This is a genomic window from Sporosarcina sp. FSL W8-0480, from assembly GCF_037963765.1.
In the GTDB taxonomy this organism is placed as follows: Bacteria; Bacillota; Bacilli; order Bacillales_A; family Planococcaceae; genus Sporosarcina.
Genome location: NZ_CP150166.1, coordinates 2,287,923 through 2,306,999 on the forward strand (window position 1 = coordinate 2,287,923; position 19,077 = coordinate 2,306,999).

A 19,077-nucleotide genomic window follows, 5' to 3' on the forward strand; every position below is an offset into this window, starting at 1 on the left:
TAAACGATTCTTTTTATTCACTCTGTCACTTCCTCATAACCGAGCGCTTTGTAAATATCTTCAATCACTTTCTGGGCAGCAACAGGGATGACCGTTCCAGGACCGAATATTGCCGTGGCGCCATTCTTTCTTAGGAAGTCATAATCCTGGGCAGGAATGACTCCGCCGACAACAATCAGGATGTCTTCACGTCCAATTTTCTTCAGTTCGTTATGCAATGTAGGCACAAGTGTTTTATGGCCTGCAGCAAGTGAACTTACTCCGATAACATGCACATCATTTTCTGCAGCTTGCAAAGCAGTCTCTTCCGGTGTTTGGAATAATGGACCAATATCCACGTCGAAGCCTAAGTCGGCGAATGATGAGGCAATTACTTTCGCGCCACGGTCATGTCCATCCTGACCCATTTTCGCAATTAGAATTCGCGGTCGACGCCCTTCATTTTCCAAAAACTCGTCGGACATTCTTTTAACTTCTTCGATTTCTTCCGCATTGCTGAAATTCGAGCTGTATACGCCACTCACCGAACGAATCACCGCCTTATGTCTGCCGGACACTTTCTCAATTGCATCCGAGATTTCCCCTATTGTCGCCCTTGCCCTTGCTGCGTCCACCGATAACGCTAATAGATTTCCTTCACCATTCCCCGCAGCGTGAGTAAGTGCTTCCAACGCCTTTTTGACTTCATTTTCATCTCGATTCTTTTTCATGTCATGAATACGTTCGATTTGTTTTTGGCGCACAAGCGTATTGTCGATATCCAAAATATCAATCGGCTCTTCTTTTTCAAGACGGTATTTATTTACTCCAACAATCGTTTCGGCACGGGAATCGATCTTCGCTTGACGTTTTGCAGCCGCTTCCTCGATTTTCATCTTCGGAAGTCCTGTTTCAATTGCTTTCGCCATACCACCCAATTCTTCGATCTCTTCGATTAAAGCCCAAGCTTTTTCCGTCAATTCGTCGGTGAGCTTTTCGACATAATAAGAACCACCCCATGGGTCAATCGTCTTCGTCATATACGTTTCTTCTTGAAGGAATAATTGTGTATTTCGAGCAATTCTTGCCGAGAAATCTGTCGGCAAAGCAATGGCCTCGTCAAGTGCATTGGTATGCAATGATTGTGTATGCCCCATCGCTGCAGCATTCGCCTCAATCAATGTCCGTGTAACATTATTAAACGGATCCTGCTCTGTCAAACTCCATCCTGAAGTTTGTGAATGTGTTCGTAAAGCGAGTGATTTCGGGTTTGATGGGTTAAAGGATTGCATCATTTGTGCCCATATTTTACGCGCCGCGCGCATTTTGGCTATTTCCATAAAGTAATTCATGCCAATTGCCCAGAAGAAAGACAAGCGCGGGGCGAATGAATCGATATCGATTCCCGCTTTCAGACCAGTGCGGACATACTCTAACCCGTCCGCCAATGTATAAGCTAACTCGATATCCGCTGTGGCACCGGCTTCTTGCATATGGTAGCCCGAAATTGAAATGGAGTTGAATTTCGGCATATTCTTCGATGTATACTCAAAAATATCTGCAATTATACGCATCGACATTTCCGGTGGGAAGATATACGTGTTACGTACCATATATTCTTTCAAAATATCATTTTGAATCGTTCCGGAGAGCTTTTCAGTAGTAACGCCTTGTTCCTCTGCAGCAACGATATAAAACGCCATGATTGGAAGAACTGCACCATTCATCGTCATTGATACCGACATTTGATCGAGAGGGATCCCGTCAAAAAGTATCTTCATATCTTCTACAGAATCGATCGCGACACCAGCCTTACCAACATCTCCTGTTACCCTTGGATGATCGGAGTCATACCCGCGGTGTGTCGCAAGGTCAAATGCCACAGACAATCCTTTTTGTCCCATTGCCAAGTTTCGACGATAGAATGCATTACTTTCTTCAGCAGTTGAAAACCCTGCGTACTGCCTAACCGTCCATGGACGTGCTACATACATTGTTGGATAGGGTCCACGAGTATTCGGTGCGATACCCGGAAAATCCTCTAAATGAGAAACTCCATTAAAATCCTCATTTGAATAGCTCTTCTTTATTTCAATCCCTTCATTCGTCAGGAAAGGCTTTTCATTGTTGATCGAACGGTTTGAGATTTTCAACTTGCTAATATCGACTTTATTGAAATCCGGTTTCATCATTTCGCAGCCCCCTCTTGCCATGCATCAAAAATGGAATAGAGTTTTTCAATTTTGTTTTGACCATTGTAAATAATGCCGTTCAACCCTTTTTCAATCCACTTTTGCTCAGTCTCTTTATCGACTTTACCGGCAACATCCAATAAAAGGCCTTCAGGCATTTTTTCAAGGATTGACTCTACAATTCTACCGGAAAGTTCTTCGTCCGTAGTACAGACTATCGCATAATCAGGTTTCACTGTTTCCAACCATTCAATAGCCTGTTCAGCTGATTGGAATGAAGGACTCCATTCGCTTTTTATACCACCAGAAGCCAAGAATCCCGTAACGAAATCAGCACGTGGCTTGAAGTTTTTCAACTCTCCGAATGTCAGTAATACGGTTTTAGGTTGGTTTTCACTTGCTTTTTTCCGAAGATTCTCGAATGGTTTCGCCAATCGATTCAGTTGCTTATATGCATCGTTATCCGCAAAATTCGTAGTTCCAAGATCAGCATAGATATTTGTTCCGATCAGTGACTTTTTGTTAGTATTCACTTCTGATTGACGTTTTGATAAAAGTTCTTTCAATTCGTCCCTTTGAAGAAAGACGTGAATCCCACCATTTTTTTCAATCTCCAAGAACAATGCCCACGCCTTTTCAACAAGCTCATCTGTTAAGTCTTCGATGAAATACGATCCGCCTGCAGGGTCCAACACTTTTTCCACATGTGTTTCTTCCTTTAATACAAGTTGAATATTTTTTGCGTATCGTATCGAACTTTCATTTGGACCTGTCAAAATATCGTGTGGATGAACTGTAATTATGTCAGCCCCACCCAAAATTGATGCAAATGTTTCATTCCCCGCCCGCAGTAAATTCACGTAAGGGTCAAGTTTCGAGTAAGATCTTAAAGAAGTGACAGCCATTACAGGAATATGTGGTGCATCTTCTATTTCGTATGCGTTTGAAAAAGCTTTCCATAGTATGCGGAATGCCCGTAATTTAGCGATTTCCATGAAGAAATGCGTGTCAATTGCAAAACGGACGAAGAAATTATCTGCAAACGTTTGGAATGATTCCGCTGCTCCAGCAATTCGGGCAGCCTCAGAAAGGGCTATCGCAAGTTCAGTTACAGCATCGGCACCATCATGATGTACTTTCCAAAGATCCGCACCGTCCGTCCTTAATTTTTTATACCCGACCGGAATTACCCAATCCTTCAATTGAACGACACCCTGCACTGTCTCCCTATTTTCATGATGAACAAAATCAAAAGCTCTTAAAATAGGATCATCACTTGCGATGTTCATAAAAAACACCGGGTACTCCGATAGCAATGAAGCCAACTGCAGTAATTCTTCATCTCCCCAGTCAAATTGAAACATGCCATCGTAAACGATGGATTCATTTCCTTTTTCAAGTGAACTTTTTAGTTGGTTAATAAAAGATGATGCATCATCGGCAATAGTTTGTTGTGCAATTATCCAATCCGGACTATCTTTCATCGTTTGAATGATTTTGGTGTTTTTTGAGTTTGTTTTTTCATAGTAGAGAGGTTGTAGGTTGATGCCTTCCCAAGTTTCTGTTAATAAACTCTCATAAGGCTTTCCTTTTAGTGATTGTTCGGCAAGTACTTTCCACTGCCTGAAGTCTGCTTTTTCAAATGTTGTTTTTTTCATATTCTCAATTGTCAATGGAATTGCTCCTTTCGTTATTCATGAGGAGTCGTGTAAATTATATAGAATTTTTTCTTTTATGCCTAATTATAGTGTACCCGACATGTAATTTCATTGAAAGTCAGAACGACAAATTAGCCTTTTTCATACAAAAAACTGTCCCTCTTATAGAGAGACAGCTGAAATTCTATCAATAGACAGATGTGTTATCTGCGGTGATGTTTTCGAGTATTTCTTTTACGCGTGCAAGGAAACGACCAGCTACGAGTCCGTCCAATACACGGTGATCAAGTGATAGGCATAGGTTTACCATATCTCTAACAGCAATCATGCCGCCATTCATAACGACAGGACGTTTCACGATGGATTCGACCTGTAAGATAGCAGCTTGTGGATAATTGATAATTCCCATCGATTGGATAGATCCGAAAGATCCTGTGTTGTTTACAGTAAATGTACCGCCTAACATTTCATCGGATTTGAGTTTTCCTGAACGGACTTTTGAAGCCAATTCATTGATTTCCCTTCCGATTCCTTTGATCGTTTTTTCATCGGCATGTTTGATGACAGGTACATATAAAGCATCTTCCGTTGCGACTGCGATGGAAATATTAATGTCTTTCTTTTGGATGATTTTGTCCCCTGCCCACATCGAATTCATCATAGGGAATTCCTTCAACGCCTGTGATACTGCCTTCACGAAGAACGCGAAGTATGTCAGATTGAAGCCTTCTTTTTGTTTGAAATCGTTTTTCAAAGAATCTCGGTATTGGACGAGATTCGTGACATCGACTTCAATCATTGTCCAAGCATGAGGTGCTTCATGCTTAGAACGGAGCATATTCGTAGCAATAGCCCGGCGCACACCAGTGATTGGAATTTCGATATCTCCAGCCGCAGTAGGAATTGACTCAGCGACAGCCGGTTTAGATACAGGGCGTGCTTCCTGGACTGGAGCCGCCTGAACGACTTCAGCTACTTGTTCAGCTGCAACTGGTACTGCTGTTGGAATTTCACCACTGTCGATAATTGCTTGTAGGTCTTTACGGGTAATACGTCCTTCTTTTCCGGATCCTTGAACGAGAGAAAGATCGATATTGTTTTCTTGCGCCATTCTCATGACTGCTGGTGAGAAGCGAGCTGCCCCTGCACCGCGTTGAAGAGGTGAAGCCGGTTTTTGTGATCCAGCTGCCGGCATTTCGTTTGCAGGTTCTTCCTTTGCTGGAACCGCAACAGGTTGACTTTCTTGTTCAGCGTTTCCTTCTGCGCCGCCTTCTGTTTCAATTGTACAAACGACGACACCTACATCAACAGTTTCGCCTTCTTTTACGATAATTTCTTTAATTGTACCAGCGAATGATGAAGGGATTTCTGCAGTAACTTTATCCGTATTCACTTCTGCCAATGGATCGTATTTATTAACCGTATCGCCTATTTTCACAAGCCACTTTTCAATCGTTCCTTCTGTAACACTTTCACCAAGTTTGGGCATTTCGATTTTTTCAATTGCCACTTCGAAATCCTCCTTTCATATTAAAATTCTGCTAATTCACGCGCTGCTTTTTCAACTTTATCCGGGTTGACCATGAAGAACTTCTCCATTGTAGGAGCATATGGCATAGCCGGAACATCAGGTCCCGCAAGACGTTTGATAGGTGCATCAAGGTCAAATAGGCAGTTTTCTGCGATTATCGCTGAAACTTCACTCATTACGCTTCCTTCAAGGTTGTCTTCAGTAACTAACAATACTTTACCTGTTTTTGAAGCTGCTTCAATGATAGATTCTTTATCAAGTGGATAAATTGTACGTAAGTCTAAAATATGTGCAGAAATTCCATCTTCAGCAAGTCTTTCAGCTGCTTGCAATGCAAAATGTACACATAGTCCGTAAGTAATGATTGTAATATCATCACCCTCACGCTTCACATCGGCCTTTCCGATTGGCAAAACGTATTCCTCTTCAGGAACTTCGCCTTTGATCAATCGGTATGCACGCTTATGCTCAAAGAAAAGGACAGGATCATCATCCCTGATAGCAGCTTTCAATAGACCTTTAGCGTCGTAAGGAGTGGAAGGAATTACAATTTTCAATCCCGGTGTACTTGCAAACATGGACTCGACTGATTGGGAATGGTATAACGCACCATGAATTCCACCACCAAATGGCGCGCGGATAACAATCGGACAAGACCAATCATTGTTTGAACGGTAACGGATTTTCGCTGCTTCTGAAACAATCTGGTTCACTGCAGGCATGATGAAATCCGCGAATTGCATTTCTGCAATTGGACGCATTCCGTACATCGCTGCTCCGATTCCAACACCAGCAATTGCAGATTCAGCAAGTGGTGTATCAAGTGCACGGTATTCACCGAATTGGTCATAAAGGCCAGTTGTCGCTTTAAATACGCCACCCTTTCTACCAACGTCCTCTCCAAGTACGAAGACGTTTTCATCCCGTTCCATTTCTTCCTTCATCGCAAGTGTAATCGCGTCAATATATGAAAGTACAGCCATTATTGGTCTCCCCCTTCCTCTTTATAGACATGGCGAAGTGCATATTCCGGTTCAGCGTAAGGTGCTTTCTCCGCATAGTCAGTCGCCTCATTCACAATCGCCTTAATGCGATCGTCCATTTCTTTTTCAAGTGAATCATCCAAGACACCAACTTCTTTCAAATAAGCTGCGAATTTAGGAATTGGATCGTTTTTCCGTTCTGCCTCAAGTTCCTCAGCATCACGGTATAGACGATGGTCATCGTCTGATGAGTGCGCAGTCAAACGGTAACAAACTGCTTCAACAAGGCTTGGTCCTTCCCCACTACGTGCACGATCTGCAGCTTCCTTCACGACACGGTAGACTTCAAGTGGGTCTGTACCGTCAACCGTTACTCCAGGCATGCCGTATCCAACTGCACGATCTGAAACGTTCTCACAAGCAAGTTGCTTTTCAAGCGGTACTGAAATTGCATATTTATTATTTTCAACCATTATGACAGTCGGTAATTTATGAACTCCAGCAAAGTTCATCCCTTCGTGGAAGTCCCCTTGGTTGGATGAACCTTCTCCTAATGTGACAAATGTGATGAAGTCTTCATTTTTCATTTTAGCCGCAAGTGCAACTCCGACTGCATGCGGAAGTTGTGTTGTAACAGGGGAAGATCCTGTTAAGATGCGATTTTTACGTTGTCCGAAGTGACCTGGCATTTGACGACCGCCGGAGTTTGGATCTTCGGCTTTAGCGAATGCCGATAGCATTAGTTCTTTTGGTGTCATTCCGAAATGGAGGACGACACCCATGTCACGGTAGTATGGGGCAATCCAGTCTTTGTTCTTGTCAAGTGCGTATGCTGCTCCGGCTTGTGCGGCTTCTTGGCCTTGGCAGGAGATGACGAATGGAATTTTTCCGGCACGATTTAATAGCCACATGCGTTCGTCCAAACGTCTAGCCATTACCATTGTTTCGTAGATTTCTAGAACATTTTCGTTCGTCAATCCTAATTCTTCATGACGCGTTTTCGCCATTTTATGAATCCCCCTTCGTTTCGGTTGATATAATTGGAAATTAACAGTTGCTTTACGTTTCAGGCGGACGCTTTCCGCGGGCATGGCTTCAGCCTCCTCACTACGCTACGCTTCGTTGCGGGGTCTTCAGCTCATGCTATTCCCGCAGGAGTCGCCGCCTTCCACTTCAAGCAACGGAAATAATAAGGAACATAGAAATTTACATATGAATTGCTTTTCCATCGACTGCGAGTGATGCTTCGCCCATTACTTCGGAAAGGGATGGGTGCGGGTGGATGGTTGATGCTACTTCCCATGGAGTGGCGTCAAGGACCATCGCGAGGCCTGCTTCGGAAATTAAATCTGTTACGTGTGCTCCGATCATGTGGATCCCTAATAGGTCGTCGGTATCTTTGTCGGCGATTATTTTTACGAATCCGTCCGCGTTACCGTTAACGAGTGCTTTGCCGATTGCTGCGAATGGGAATTTACCGACCTTTACATTGAACCCTTGCTCTTTTGCTTGTGCTTCAGTCAACCCGACACTCGCCGCTTCAGGGCTTGAATAGATACAACGTGAAATGTTTGTATAATTGATAGGTTCCGGTGAAAGTCCAGCTATATGTTCAACTGCAGCGATCCCTTCGTGTGATGCTACATGTGCCAATTGAAGTCCGCCGATTGCATCGCCAATTGCATAGATATGGCTTTCTTTCGTTTGGAATGTCGATTTTGTTTGTATGTAGCCTTTGTCTAACTGGATTTCTGTGTTCTCGATACCGATTCCTTCTGTATTGGCCTGTCTTCCCACGGATACAAGCATTTTCTCAGCTGTAAACTCTTCCGTTTCACCAGCAATTTCAGCTGAAATGGTAACTGCTTCTTCTGTTTTCTTGAGTGTTTCAGGCAATACTTTTGCACCTGTGATTAAAGTGACTCCTCTTTTCGAAAGAAGCTTTTTCATTTCTTTTGAAATGTCTTCGTCTTCGGTCGGTATGATTCTGTCAGCATATTCAATCACCGTGACCTCAACTCCAAAGTCATTTAACATGGAAGCCCATTCGATACCGATGACTCCGCCGCCGACGATTAGCATCGACTTCGGTAATTCGGTCATTCTTAATGCACCGTCTGAAGAAAGTACTTGGATTTCATCTAGTTCAAGTCCCGGCAATGTTCGGGGTCTTGATCCGGTAGCTAAAATAAGGTTTTTTAAGATAAGCATTTCATTTTCTTCACCGTTATTCATTTCAACAGAAATGGTGCCAGGCATTGGAGAGAATATAGATGGCCCTAACATTCTGCCAAAACCTTCGTAGACATCTATTTTTCCTTTCTTCATCAAGGCAGTGACTCCTTTATGAAGCTGTTGGACGATTTCTTCTTTCCTTGCTTGTACTCGGGTAAAGTTCAGCGTAGCGCCGTCTGTGTCCACACCGAAATGTGCAGAATCCGTTTTAGCCATTTTGTATACTTCAGCGCTTTTCAGCAATGCTTTGCTTGGAATGCATCCTTTATGCAAGCAAGTTCCACCTAAAAGCTCCTTTTCAACTAAAGCTGTTTTAAGACCTAATTGTGCTGCGCGAATCGCTGCTACATATCCGCCCGTTCCGCCGCCTAAAATAACTACATCATATTCGACTGCCATCTGTTTATGGCCTCCTCTTTGCTATCCATCACGCGGGATAGGTTTTTGCTTTCTCCTCACCGTTCAAGACGCGTAAAGCACCTTCTGCAAGTGCTTGCAATTCATCTTCACCGGGATAGACGACTACATCTGCAATCCATTGCACCCTGGAGTTTATCATTTCTACGTATTGTTTCCCGTACGCAAGGCCACCGGTAAGAATTATGGCATCTACATTCCCTTCAAGGACAGTTGCGGCACTTCCAATTTCCTTTGCCACCTGATATGCCATTGCTTCATAGACAAGAGCTGCTTCTTCATCGCCTGCATCAATCCGTTTTTCTACAGTGACTGCATCATTTGTTCCAAGGTATCCGACGAGTCCGCCTTTGCCGACCAACTTGGACATGATTTCTGTTCTGAAATAAGTTCCTGAATAGCATAGATCGACTAAATCCCCAGTTGGAACAGTTCCCGCACGTTCCGGGCTAAATGGACCATCTCCGTGCAAGCCGTTATTGACATCGATCACTCTTCCAAAACGATGTGCGCCAACAGTTATACCTCCACCCATATGGGTGACAATAAGGCGCAGGTCTTCATAACGTTTGCCTATTTCTTTGGCATATCGTCTTGCAACCGCTTTTTGATTCAATGCGTGAAAAATCGATTTTCGATTGATTAAAGAAAATCCTGAAATACGGGCGAGCGGATGCATTTCATCAACGACTACTGGATCGACGATGAATGCCGGAATCTTAGTCGCACTAGCAATTTCGTCTGCTATGATGCCACCAAGATTTGATGCATGCTGTCCGGAATAGCCCTTTTTCAAGTCTTCGATCATTCTTGCATTCACAGTATATGTTCCGCCCGCAATCGGACGGAGAAGTCCACCTCGACCGCAAACTGCATGCAGTTCATCCAAGGCGACTCCTCCGCGTTCTAAAGATGCGATAATAGAATCTTTCCTGAAAACGTATTGATCGATGACTGAAGGATATTGTGCAAGTTCCTCTGCTGAATGTCTCAATGTGTCTTCAAATACAAGGTGCTCGTTATCGTACACACCGATTTTCGTTGATGTAGACCCTGGATTGATGACCAGGATTCTAAAGATATCTTTATGCACGAACATCCCTCCTACTCTTCCGAGATGCGCCGTTTGTTATTTTCTTCTTGAAAGAACGCTTTTTTCATTTTGCAAAAATTGGCTACGAGATTTTGCAACCCTTGCAATTCTTTCTTCTGCAAGACGGTCTGCGGCTACGTAAGTTGGGATATTATCACGTTTTGAAATCGCGAAGATTTGTTCAATCGTATCGTAAATTCCTGCAACTCGTTTCATCGCCCGTTCACGGTTATAGCCTGCAAGCTCATCAGCAACGTTGATAACACCGCCTGAGTTGATGACATAGTCTGGGGCGTAAACGATTCCCATTTCATGAATCATGTCGCCGTGTTCTGGATTTTTCAATTGATTGTTCGCAGAACCTGCGATTACTTTACATTTCAATTGTGGAATTGTTTCGTCATTGATGATCGCTCCAAGTGCACATGGTGCAAAAATATCCGCATCTTGTGAGTAGATCTCATCAGTTTCGACAGCAATTGCACCGAACGCATCAACAGCTCGTTGTACGGCCTCTTTGTTGATATCCGTTACGATCAATTTCGCGCCTTCTTCATGAAGATACTCACAAAGTGTATAGGCAACGTTTCCAACACCTTGTACTGCAATCGTTTTGCCTTCAAGGGAATCACTTCCGAATGCTTCTTTTGCTGCAGCTTTCATTCCTTTATAGACGCCGTATGCTGTAACTGGTGATGGATTTCCTGATGAACCGAATTCTGCGGAAACCCCTGTGACATAATCAGTTTCGAGGTGGATTAAATCCATATCTTCTTCAGTTGTACCAACATCTTCGGCAGTAATATATCTACCATTTAAACCTTCAATAAAACGGCCAAACGCACGGAACATTTCATCATTTTTATCCGTTTTTGGATTTCCGATAATAACTGTTTTTCCGCCTCCAAGATTCAATCCGGCTGCTGCGTTTTTATATGTCATACCTTTAGCAAGTCGTAGTGCATCTTCAATTGCTTCTTCTTCACTTGCGTATGTCCACATGCGAGTTCCACCTAATGCTGGTCCAAGTGTTGTGTCATGAATCGCGATGATTGCTTTAAGGCCGGATGTTTTATCCTGACAGATAACCAGTTGTTCATAATCGTGAGTTTCCATATATTTAAATAATTCCATGATGTATTTCCTCCTTGGGATAATCCGTTTTATTTTTTTGAAGTCTGTATGGCTAGCGCCAATGAATACAACTTTGTTTCTGCACTATCAGATCTCGAAGTGAGAACGATCGGCGCTCTTGCACCTTGTATAATTCCACCGACTTTTGCATTGGCGAAATACATAAGTGATTTATATAGAATATTTCCTGCTTCTATCGACGGCACGACAAGGATATCCGCCTTCCCAGCCGTTACACTTGTGATTCCTTTATGTTGGGCCGATTTGATAGACACAGCATTATCTAAAGCAAGCGGGCCGTCGATAATGCAGTCTTTAATTTGCCCTCTATGATTCATAACAACCAGGTTTGCCGCATCCGTCGTAGCTGCCATTACAGGATTGATAGTTTCAATCGCTGCGAGGGGTGCAACAATCGGTACATCAACTCCACAAGCTTTAGCAACTGCCACTGAATTTTGGATGATTTGTGCTTTCTCTTCAAGGTTAGGAGCAATATTCATTCCCGCATCCGTGACAAATAGCAAACGGTTGTATCCTTCAACTTCAAAGGCTGCTACATGGGAAAGCACCTTTCCCGTTCGCAAGCCGTATTCAGAGTTCAAAACAGCTTTTAAGACGATTGCTGTCGGTAAATTCCCCTTCATCAGAACTTGTGCTTCACCGCTTGAAACGAAACGGACAGCTTTCTCGGCTGCTTCCTGAATAGTATCGGCATGCACGATAGAAATATAAGGGTTGCTCCGAAGTTCGGGAAAGCGTTCCTTAATAAGTTGCTCTAATATTCGTTCATTATCAATGAGTATAAAGGAGGCAATCCCTTTCATCATAGCCATCTCCACAGCTTGAAGCACTTCCGGGTCCGCTGCACAGGCTACTGCGACTGTCCGTGAACCCGACGCAGCGGTTTTTTCAACAAGTGATTTTAGTGTCGTCATTTCAGCCCTCCTCCATCAGATCAGTTTGAATTTCTCTAGTTTGTAATATAAGGAGCGCAACGAAATACCAAGACGATTTGCTGTCAATGATTTATTTCCATTATGCTCTTCAAGAGCTTTTTCAAGGACGGATCGTTCGTAATCGTCCATAACTGATGCAAGTGTACTCTTCTCGGGAAGAATCTCTTCAGTCGTTTTTACTTCACTCGTAAATAGGGATCTTCTAATATCTTCTGCTTGAATTATCGAGGAACCAGGCCCTATGTAAATCATTGCTCGACTTAGGACATTTTCAAGCTCCCGAACGTTTCCTGGCCATTCATATTGCTGCAATTTATTCATTGCTTCGCCTGATATTTCACCGACATTCATGCCAAATTCCTGATTTAATTTCTTCAGTAATTGAGCTGCTATTTCAGGAATATCTGCCTTCCTAGTTCGCAAGGAGGGAATTTGTATCGTAATACGGTTTAATGCATAGTACAAATCGACATTGAATGAACCTTCATGAATCGCTTTTTCTAAATTTTTGGATGTTGCTGCAATGATGCGTACCGGATTGAATTTTAGATGTTCATTCATTTGGGTAGGTCTTTGTTTCAAGTGTTCCAATAACCTAGACTGAACGCTTAACGGCAAGTCAGTCACTTCGTCAAGGAAAATACTTCCACTCATTGCTTCATCAAATAATCCCAATTTGACAGGTATCGAAGGATTTTGTTCAATTTCCCCAAATAATTCCCTTTCAATGACGGAAGGGTCAATCGCGGTGCAGTTCACGCGAATGAATTTAGAGGATTTTCTATTGCTCTCACTATGAATTGCATTTGCAAAAAGCTCTTTTCCAGAGCCAGGTTCACCTCTTAATAAAACAGGTATATCCGATTTCGCTGCAATTTTCGCCTGGTCAATCGATAGACGTATATCTGCGGAACTCCCGTGTATATCAGAAAATGTAAAAGTCGACTCTAATTTTCGAATGATTTGCTTCGCCCAATCAAGCTCTTTCATCAGATTACGCATTTCTGTGATGTCATGGATGACACCGACACTGCCTTTCATCTGATTATTGACGATAATAGGCGCTACATTTACAATGACATCCCTATTATCTTCCCCTATTCGCATATTTACACCACGAATTGGTTTTTGTGTCTCCAACACTTTCATATGGATACTTTCACCCTCGTTTATATCGACGGTGGCAGGTTTTCCGATTACTTCATCTTCAGACAATCCGGTGATTCTTGTGTACGCCCGATTGACAAGAACGCCATTACCTTTTTCATCTACGACCGAAATTGCGTCATCACTTGATTGAATAATGGCTTCAAGCATCGTTTTTATAGATTTCAAGTCTGTAACTTCCTCAGCCAATTTAACGACTTCGGATACGTCTTTGAAAACCGCAAACGCACCAAATGTTTCCCCATCTGATGAAATTAGTGGATAACGTGAGCTGATTATTGTTAAGCCATTCGGAAGAACCAATTCGTTATTCAGTTCGGCTTTTTTAGTATCAAGAACTCTGACTAATTTACTGTCGGGAATGATCTCGAAAATCGATTTGCCAATTGTGTTGAAATCAGAAACTTCTAACATCCTGCAAGCGCTTTCATTTATGAAGTCGACAATTCCTTTTTGATCAATCCCAATCATACCTTCATCAATTGAATTGATTATCATACGCTGCCTATCCATTTCCGTTCGAATCCTTCGAAAGAATTGTTCATTTGTTTTCAACAAGTCAATTAAAAGAACACTTTGCAAGGATATTCATTCTCCTTCTATGCACCATGCAATCTTTTGCAAATCTATTTTCATCATACACGATTGCACTGTTCTTGACAATCTTTGTTGAGAAGGTAAAATAAAAATTGTTAAGGAGATTGATAATATGGCGCGTATGGCAGCTTTCATCGTTCTTTTGATACCTATTTTAATAACGGCCGGTGGGATTAAATTGATGCGTGATTCACTTTTCGGCATTCTGTTTAGCCCATTTCCGTTCATTTGGCTTCAATTTATAGTTGGTTTGTTAATGTTCGGTGCAGGCCTTGCATTTTTTGCTGGTTTTCTTTTACGTCGAGATCGCCGTAAAGGTAGGGTTCAGCAGAGATTCAAATAATAAGCTAATACTGTTGATTTACGCTACAGGCGGAGCAACTATAATCAACAAAAAGTATTAACGAAACTAATAAGAAAAAAGGGACATCAGCAATTTGCGCTGTTGTCCCTTTTTCATCTTTTGAATCTACCTGGATAATCTGTTATCCAGCCGTTAATCGAGGGTGGCGGATTTTGGGTGATGTCTTCCTTACCCGTTACACCATACATCCTAAGAGTTTTTCCAGTATTTATTAGATTGCTCATATACGGTTCTGCCATTAGCCTCTTGTGGAAATGGAACCCATCCGCAAAACTGTATTTCCCCAAGTTATCCCAGTCCGTCGTTTTCTTTTTTACAAGCAAGGCAATTTCGAGTGATGGTTCCATCATTTTTGCTTTTTCAAGAATTCCAACATCAAAAGATGACAGATGTACATTGTTCAAAAGTAGAGCCATATCTAAGATGTCCCTAAGGTACTCAGGCCTTTCTGAAACGGTTTCCTTTAATTCGATATTCAATGCAAGATTATTCATACTGCAAAACGAGACTACTTCACTCAATGTAGGAATGTTATGTCCACAGAAATTCCGAAAAAACCTCCTGCCAACTTTAATACCATTCAATTCACTATAGGTGAAGGAAGAAACCGGTCTATTAATTCCAGCGAGCCTGCTTAGATCCTCATCATGAATAACTACAGGTATCCCATCGGCAGTAAGCTGCACATCCAATTCTAAGCCGTCTGCTCCTTGTCTCAGCGCTTCCTTGAATGCACTCATCGTATTTTCAAAACAATGCCCAGAGGCTCCTCTATGCGCGTAAACAAGCGGTTTGCAATGTGAAGGTTCAGTTGACACGTCCAAAACACCTTTCGAGTTTTTACTAGTATACTCCAATCCGACAAGAAACTCTCCAAAAATAATCAGGGGACCCAATTGAAAAGGACACAAGCTTCGGCCAGTGTCCGTCAATAATTTTTAATATGAGTTCAACTTGCTACATTTTCAAGTCTGATCTTATCTGCGATCATCGCGATGAATTCACTATTTGTTGGCTTACTTTTCAGATGATGTACTGTATAACCAAATATCTTGGAAATAGTATCGTAATTACCTCTGTTCCATGCCACTTCAATTGCATGTCGAATTGCCCTTTCCACTCGTGACGGGGTTGTTTTGTATCTTTCTGCAATGTCTGGATAAAGAACTTTTGTAACTGAGCCAAGTAGATCATTATCTGTATATACCATTTGAATGGCTTCCCGTAAAAAAGCGTACCCCTTAATATGTGCAGGAACGCCAATCTCTTTGATGATGGTCGTAATTGTTGTATCAAGTGCTCGCTGAGACAGGCCAGTGTTTTCAACCACTTCTTCTTTCGGTGCTTGCATAGTTGGTCTAACCGGCTTTTGCGTTCCAGAAACTTGGTGGATTTGTGTAATTAACCGATCGATTTCAAAAGGCTTTAACATGAAGTATGATGCACCAAGGCCTCCAGCTTGCGCCATGACATCTTCTTGACCAAATGCGGTTAGCATGATGATGTGCATATCCGACATTTCCGGATTCCCCTTAATCGTTTCCAATACTGCAATACCATCCAAATGAGGCATAATTATGTCAAGAAGCAACAAATCCGGCTTGTTTTCCTCAAGCATGGAAAGACAAACTTTGCCGTTATGTGCTGACCAAATCACTTCGAGATCGGGATGTTGTTTAAAATAGGCTGTCATCGTTTTAACAAGTTCTTTATTGTCATCCGCAATTGCAATTTTCACTTTCGTCATTCCATAATTCCCCCCATATTTTTCCATTGGTTACCCCTTTTACATTTTTCGCTTTTCGCAAACTTATGTATAGTAGAAATTCGACAAACGATTCAACATTCCTTTAAGAAAATTGAAAATGTGTCTAACGAATTACACTTTCCCTAAATTTCGACGAAGTGTGACACATAGCCACTACCAAAAAGGCCAATCCCTAAGGATTGACCTTTTCGCATGAAATTATTTGCCGTCGCCATCAAGCATTGTCACTAAGAATAAACCGGCACCTTTCTTTGGTTCATCCACAAACATATGCGTTATGGCACCAACAAACTTTCCGTTTTGTATAACAGGACTTCCACTCATTCCCTGCAGGATCCCACCCGTTGTTTCTAACAGGACAGGATCCGTTAGAACGAACTGAAATTGTTCCTCTTCAATTTGCGTTATTCGGATGGAGAATGTTTCGACTTCCGTCCCTTTTACGGTAGTAAAAATTTCCGCTGCCCCAGTCTTTAATTCCGTGGGCTGCATGATTTCAAGCGGCTCGGATAAAACCTTCTTATTGGCAGCATTCCAGTTGCCGAAAATTCCATACACGCCATTTGTTTTAATGGTGCCAAGGTAATCTTCACCATCAATAATGGAAGATATCTTATATCCCGGAGTTCCTGGTGTACTTTTCTTAATCTGCTCGATTTCTGAGAGGTAAATCGCACCTTTTTTGAATGATGGTGGTGATTTTAAGGAACTATCGACAATCTGATGGCCAAGGGCACCATATGTGCCGCTTTTCGGGTCAACATATGTTAAAGTTCCTGTTCCCTCTGTTCGGTCTTTAAGAAATGGGAGGAGACGTTTTACCGCATCCCTTTCCGCTACAATTTCAAGCGGTGTTCCTTTCCGATTGATATTCATGTGGATTTGATCCTTTTCTGCCTTGCCGACGACTTTTTCAAAATCCTTCAGATTAACGACAGGGATCCCATCCATTTTGCTAATGGAATCGCCCGCCTTCAACCAATAATCTTCCTGAACGAGTACGTCATTCGTTATATACACACCGGACAAATCCATCTGAATACCAATTGAATGTCCCATTGGAATGACTTGATCTCTTGAAGTTGCCGATACGATCTCGTGGAAAGGCAGAAATAACAAAAGCGTGGCAAACGAAACGGACAACAGTCGCCTACTCCATCCCATGGTTCACCTCCTCAGCTGAATGATACTATTGGTATGTCCGTTAAGGCGGAACTTATGAAAGGTTAAAACAAGAAAAAACGCATACATTAAGTATGCGTAATTAATCGTTTCCTATAATGTTTTTTATTGTTAAATATCAGTGAAATGTAGCTTTTCTTGTTTCAGCCATTGAAAGCAGCTCTTCAGCATGCTGTAAAGTTAACGACGTGATTTCGGCACCGGAAAGCATCCTTGATAATTCCTTTGTTCGCTCAATTTCAGATATTTCAGCGACTGCCGTTGTTGTCCGGTTATCCGTTACTTCTTTCTTAATAAGAAGATGATGGTCGGCCATTGCAGCTACTTGAGGAAGATGGGAAATGCAAAGCACTTGTGAATTTACTGCAACCATTGAAATTTTATCAGCGATTGCCTGTGCGACCCTTCCACTTACACCAGTATCTACCTCGTCAAAAATAATCGAAGTGATTCCTTGGTGTTTTGAAAAAATTGTTTTCAACGCCAACATAATCCGTGATAATTCACCGCCGGATGCAATTTTTACAAGCTGTTTTAAAGGCTCACCAAGATTTGTTGAAATTAGGAAAACGACATCATCAACACCGTTGCTATCAAATACATTTGCCGGTTTCCTTGTAACGGAAACCTTAAAATCGGATTTTTCCATATACAGCTCTTTTAATTGCTGCATAATCGCTTTTTCCAACTCAGTGGCAGCATGCTTTCTTATGATGGATAACTCGTTTGCTTCAATCTCCAAGTCCTTTTTTAACTGATCAAGCTTTTCTTGTTCTTGTACAATACGCGCATCCCGATTCAGCAACTGATCCAGCTCATCGGAAATCTTTTCCCGATAAATGAGGATATCTTCTATCGTTGTACCATATTTTCTTTTTAATGATAGAAGAAGGGCAAGACGGTCTTCGACAAAAGATAATCTCATAGGGTCGAATTCCATACTATCAATTATACTTTTAAGTTCATGAGATACATCCTGAAGGGAATAGAAACATGATGAAATGATCTCAGCATGTGAGGTAAGCTCTTTATCGATTGACGCTGCATCTTCAAGATCGCTCATAGCAGAACCAACCCAATCTAATGCATGATTATCCCCACCAATAGATTCAAACGCAGTGTTCAAACGTTCGAAAAGCCTATTAAAATGTTGGAGTTTCAGCTTTTCCTCTTCAAGTTCTTCCTCTTCACCAATTTGAAGTCCAGCCGCATCAATCTCTTTTAACTGGAAAGAATAAAGGTCAATACGCTGGGCAACCTGTTGTTCATTCTCATTTGCTGTTTCAAGTCTTCGCTTAAGTTTTACATATCGTTCATATATATCGTGATAATTTTTATGTGCTTCGAATAAGGGCTGGCCTGCAAATTGGTCTAACAGATGAATATGCCTTCTCTCATGCATGAGTTCCTGATTATCATGTTGACCATGAATATCGATTAACTGAGAACCTATTTCACGCAAACTTGCAATTGTCACAAGCTTGCCATTTACCCTGCAAGACGTCTTACCATTTGAATTGATATCGCGTCTCAGTATAATATTGCCATCCTCGAAATCTATGCCAAAGTCATTCAACTTTTCAAAAACAGGATGATTCTCTTCTTCGATTATGAACATGCCTTCCAGTTCAGCTTTATTTGCCCCATGGCGAATAAATTCCTGGGAACCCCTTCCTCCGACAAGTAACTGAACTGCATCTATGATTATTGACTTCCCAGCACCTGTTTCGCCCGTTAAAACAGTTAACCCTTCATCAAAAGAAACTTCAAGTTGTTCGATAATGGCGAAATTATGAATGGATAGTTCACTTAACATTC

The 19,077-nt window shown here is 42.0% G+C and carries 15 protein-coding genes; 1 reads left to right on the forward strand and 14 read right to left on the reverse strand.

Annotated elements, in window-relative coordinates; all coding sequences use genetic code 11:
* Positions 1-17: 17 nt before the first annotated feature.
* From scpA to NSQ43_RS11930, 10 genes are all read right to left on the reverse strand, one after another.
* Positions 18-2,171 (reverse strand): methylmalonyl-CoA mutase, encoded by a 2,154-nt coding sequence (gene scpA, locus NSQ43_RS11885; protein ID WP_339250454.1) that lies wholly within the window; start codon positions 2,169-2,171, stop codon positions 18-20.
* Entirely contained in the window at positions 2,168-3,844 is a 1,677-nt protein-coding gene (locus NSQ43_RS11890; RefSeq protein WP_339250456.1) for a methylmalonyl-CoA mutase family protein, read from the reverse strand. Before NSQ43_RS11890 ends, scpA begins: the two co-directional genes overlap by 4 nt.
* A gap of 172 nt (positions 3,845-4,016) precedes the next feature.
* Positions 4,017-5,339: a dihydrolipoamide acetyltransferase family protein gene (locus NSQ43_RS11895; protein ID WP_339250458.1), complete on the reverse strand. Its 1,323-nt coding sequence runs from the start codon at positions 5,337-5,339 to the stop codon at positions 4,017-4,019.
* 20 nt (positions 5,340-5,359) lie between these two features.
* The gene (locus tag NSQ43_RS11900) at positions 5,360-6,343 is read right to left on the reverse strand and encodes an alpha-ketoacid dehydrogenase subunit beta (protein WP_339250460.1); all 984 of its coding nucleotides are present in this window, start codon (positions 6,341-6,343) and stop codon (positions 5,360-5,362) included.
* Complete coding sequence (locus NSQ43_RS11905) at positions 6,343-7,350, reverse strand: thiamine pyrophosphate-dependent dehydrogenase E1 component subunit alpha (RefSeq protein ID WP_339250462.1); 1,008 nt, start codon at positions 7,348-7,350, stop codon at positions 6,343-6,345. Before NSQ43_RS11905 ends, NSQ43_RS11900 begins: the two co-directional genes overlap by 1 nt.
* Positions 7,351-7,549: 199 nt before the next feature.
* Complete coding sequence (gene lpdA / locus NSQ43_RS11910) at positions 7,550-8,977, reverse strand: dihydrolipoyl dehydrogenase (protein ID WP_339250464.1); 1,428 nt, start codon at positions 8,975-8,977, stop codon at positions 7,550-7,552.
* A 28-nt stretch (positions 8,978-9,005) separates the two neighbouring features.
* Positions 9,006-10,088 carry a butyrate kinase gene (buk, locus tag NSQ43_RS11915; RefSeq protein WP_339250466.1) on the reverse strand — a complete coding sequence of 361 codons (1,083 nt, stop codon included), beginning with the start codon at positions 10,086-10,088 and terminating at the stop codon, positions 9,006-9,008.
* Positions 10,089-10,124: 36 nt separating this feature from the next.
* Positions 10,125-11,222, reverse strand: coding sequence for a branched-chain amino acid dehydrogenase (gene bcd / locus NSQ43_RS11920; protein WP_339250468.1), 1,098 nt, complete (start codon positions 11,220-11,222; stop codon positions 10,125-10,127).
* A gap of 29 nt (positions 11,223-11,251) precedes the next feature.
* Positions 11,252-12,160: a phosphate butyryltransferase gene (gene yqiS, locus NSQ43_RS11925; RefSeq protein ID WP_339250470.1), complete on the reverse strand. Its 909-nt coding sequence runs from the start codon at positions 12,158-12,160 to the stop codon at positions 11,252-11,254.
* A gap of 15 nt (positions 12,161-12,175) precedes the next feature.
* On the reverse strand, positions 12,176-13,930 hold the full coding sequence (locus NSQ43_RS11930; RefSeq protein ID WP_339250472.1) for a sigma 54-interacting transcriptional regulator: 1,755 nt from the start codon (positions 13,928-13,930) through the stop codon (positions 12,176-12,178).
* 127 nt (positions 13,931-14,057) lie between these two features.
* On the opposite strand from NSQ43_RS11930, the gene NSQ43_RS11935 reads away from it, so the two are divergent.
* Positions 14,058-14,288, forward strand: coding sequence for a DUF2627 domain-containing protein (locus NSQ43_RS11935; protein ID WP_339250474.1), 231 nt, complete (start codon positions 14,058-14,060; stop codon positions 14,286-14,288).
* Positions 14,289-14,401: 113 nt separating this feature from the next.
* Here the strand turns inward: NSQ43_RS11935 and NSQ43_RS11940 are convergent, their stop codons facing one another.
* The 4 genes from NSQ43_RS11940 to recN all read right to left on the reverse strand — a co-directional run bounded on the left by NSQ43_RS11940 (position 14,402) and on the right by recN (position 19,075).
* Entirely contained in the window at positions 14,402-15,127 is a 726-nt protein-coding gene (locus NSQ43_RS11940; RefSeq protein WP_339250476.1) for a glycerophosphodiester phosphodiesterase family protein, read from the reverse strand.
* A 131-nt stretch (positions 15,128-15,258) separates the two neighbouring features.
* Positions 15,259-16,056, reverse strand: a complete 798-nt coding sequence (gene spo0A / locus NSQ43_RS11945; protein WP_339250478.1) for a sporulation transcription factor Spo0A — start codon at positions 16,054-16,056, stop codon at positions 15,259-15,261.
* Between the two features lie 219 nt (positions 16,057-16,275).
* A complete protein-coding gene (locus NSQ43_RS11950; protein WP_339250480.1) occupies positions 16,276-17,241 on the reverse strand; it encodes a SpoIVB peptidase S55 domain-containing protein in 966 nt (321 codons plus the stop codon).
* Positions 17,242-17,377: 136 nt separating this feature from the next.
* Positions 17,378-19,075, reverse strand: a complete 1,698-nt coding sequence (gene recN, locus NSQ43_RS11955; protein ID WP_339250482.1) for a DNA repair protein RecN — start codon at positions 19,073-19,075, stop codon at positions 17,378-17,380.
* Positions 19,076-19,077 lie beyond the last annotated feature (2 nt).

Bases quoted from the DNA above. Each gene is read 5' to 3' on its own strand.
- scpA (WP_339250454.1), bottom strand. From the start codon at position 2,171: ATGATGAAACCGGATTTCAATAAAGTCGATATTAGCAAGTTGAAAATC.
- NSQ43_RS11900 (WP_339250460.1), bottom strand. From the start codon at position 6,343: ATGGCTGTACTTTCATATATTGACGCGATTACACTTGCGATGAAGGAA.
- NSQ43_RS11905 (WP_339250462.1), bottom strand. From the start codon at position 7,350: ATGGCGAAAACGCGTCATGAAGAATTAGGATTGACGAACGAAAATGTT.
- lpdA (WP_339250464.1), bottom strand. From the start codon at position 8,977: ATGGCAGTCGAATATGATGTAGTTATTTTAGGCGGCGGAACGGGCGGA.
- bcd (WP_339250468.1), bottom strand. From the start codon at position 11,222: ATGGAATTATTTAAATATATGGAAACTCACGATTATGAACAACTGGTT.
- yqiS (WP_339250470.1), bottom strand. From the start codon at position 12,160: ATGACGACACTAAAATCACTTGTTGAAAAAACCGCTGCGTCGGGTTCA.
- NSQ43_RS11935 (WP_339250474.1), top strand. From the start codon at position 14,058: ATGGCGCGTATGGCAGCTTTCATCGTTCTTTTGATACCTATTTTAATA.
- spo0A (WP_339250478.1), bottom strand. From the start codon at position 16,056: ATGACGAAAGTGAAAATTGCAATTGCGGATGACAATAAAGAACTTGTT.
- NSQ43_RS11950 (WP_339250480.1), bottom strand. From the start codon at position 17,241: ATGGGATGGAGTAGGCGACTGTTGTCCGTTTCGTTTGCCACGCTTTTG.
- recN (WP_339250482.1), bottom strand. From the start codon at position 19,075: ATGTTAAGTGAACTATCCATTCATAATTTCGCCATTATCGAACAACTT.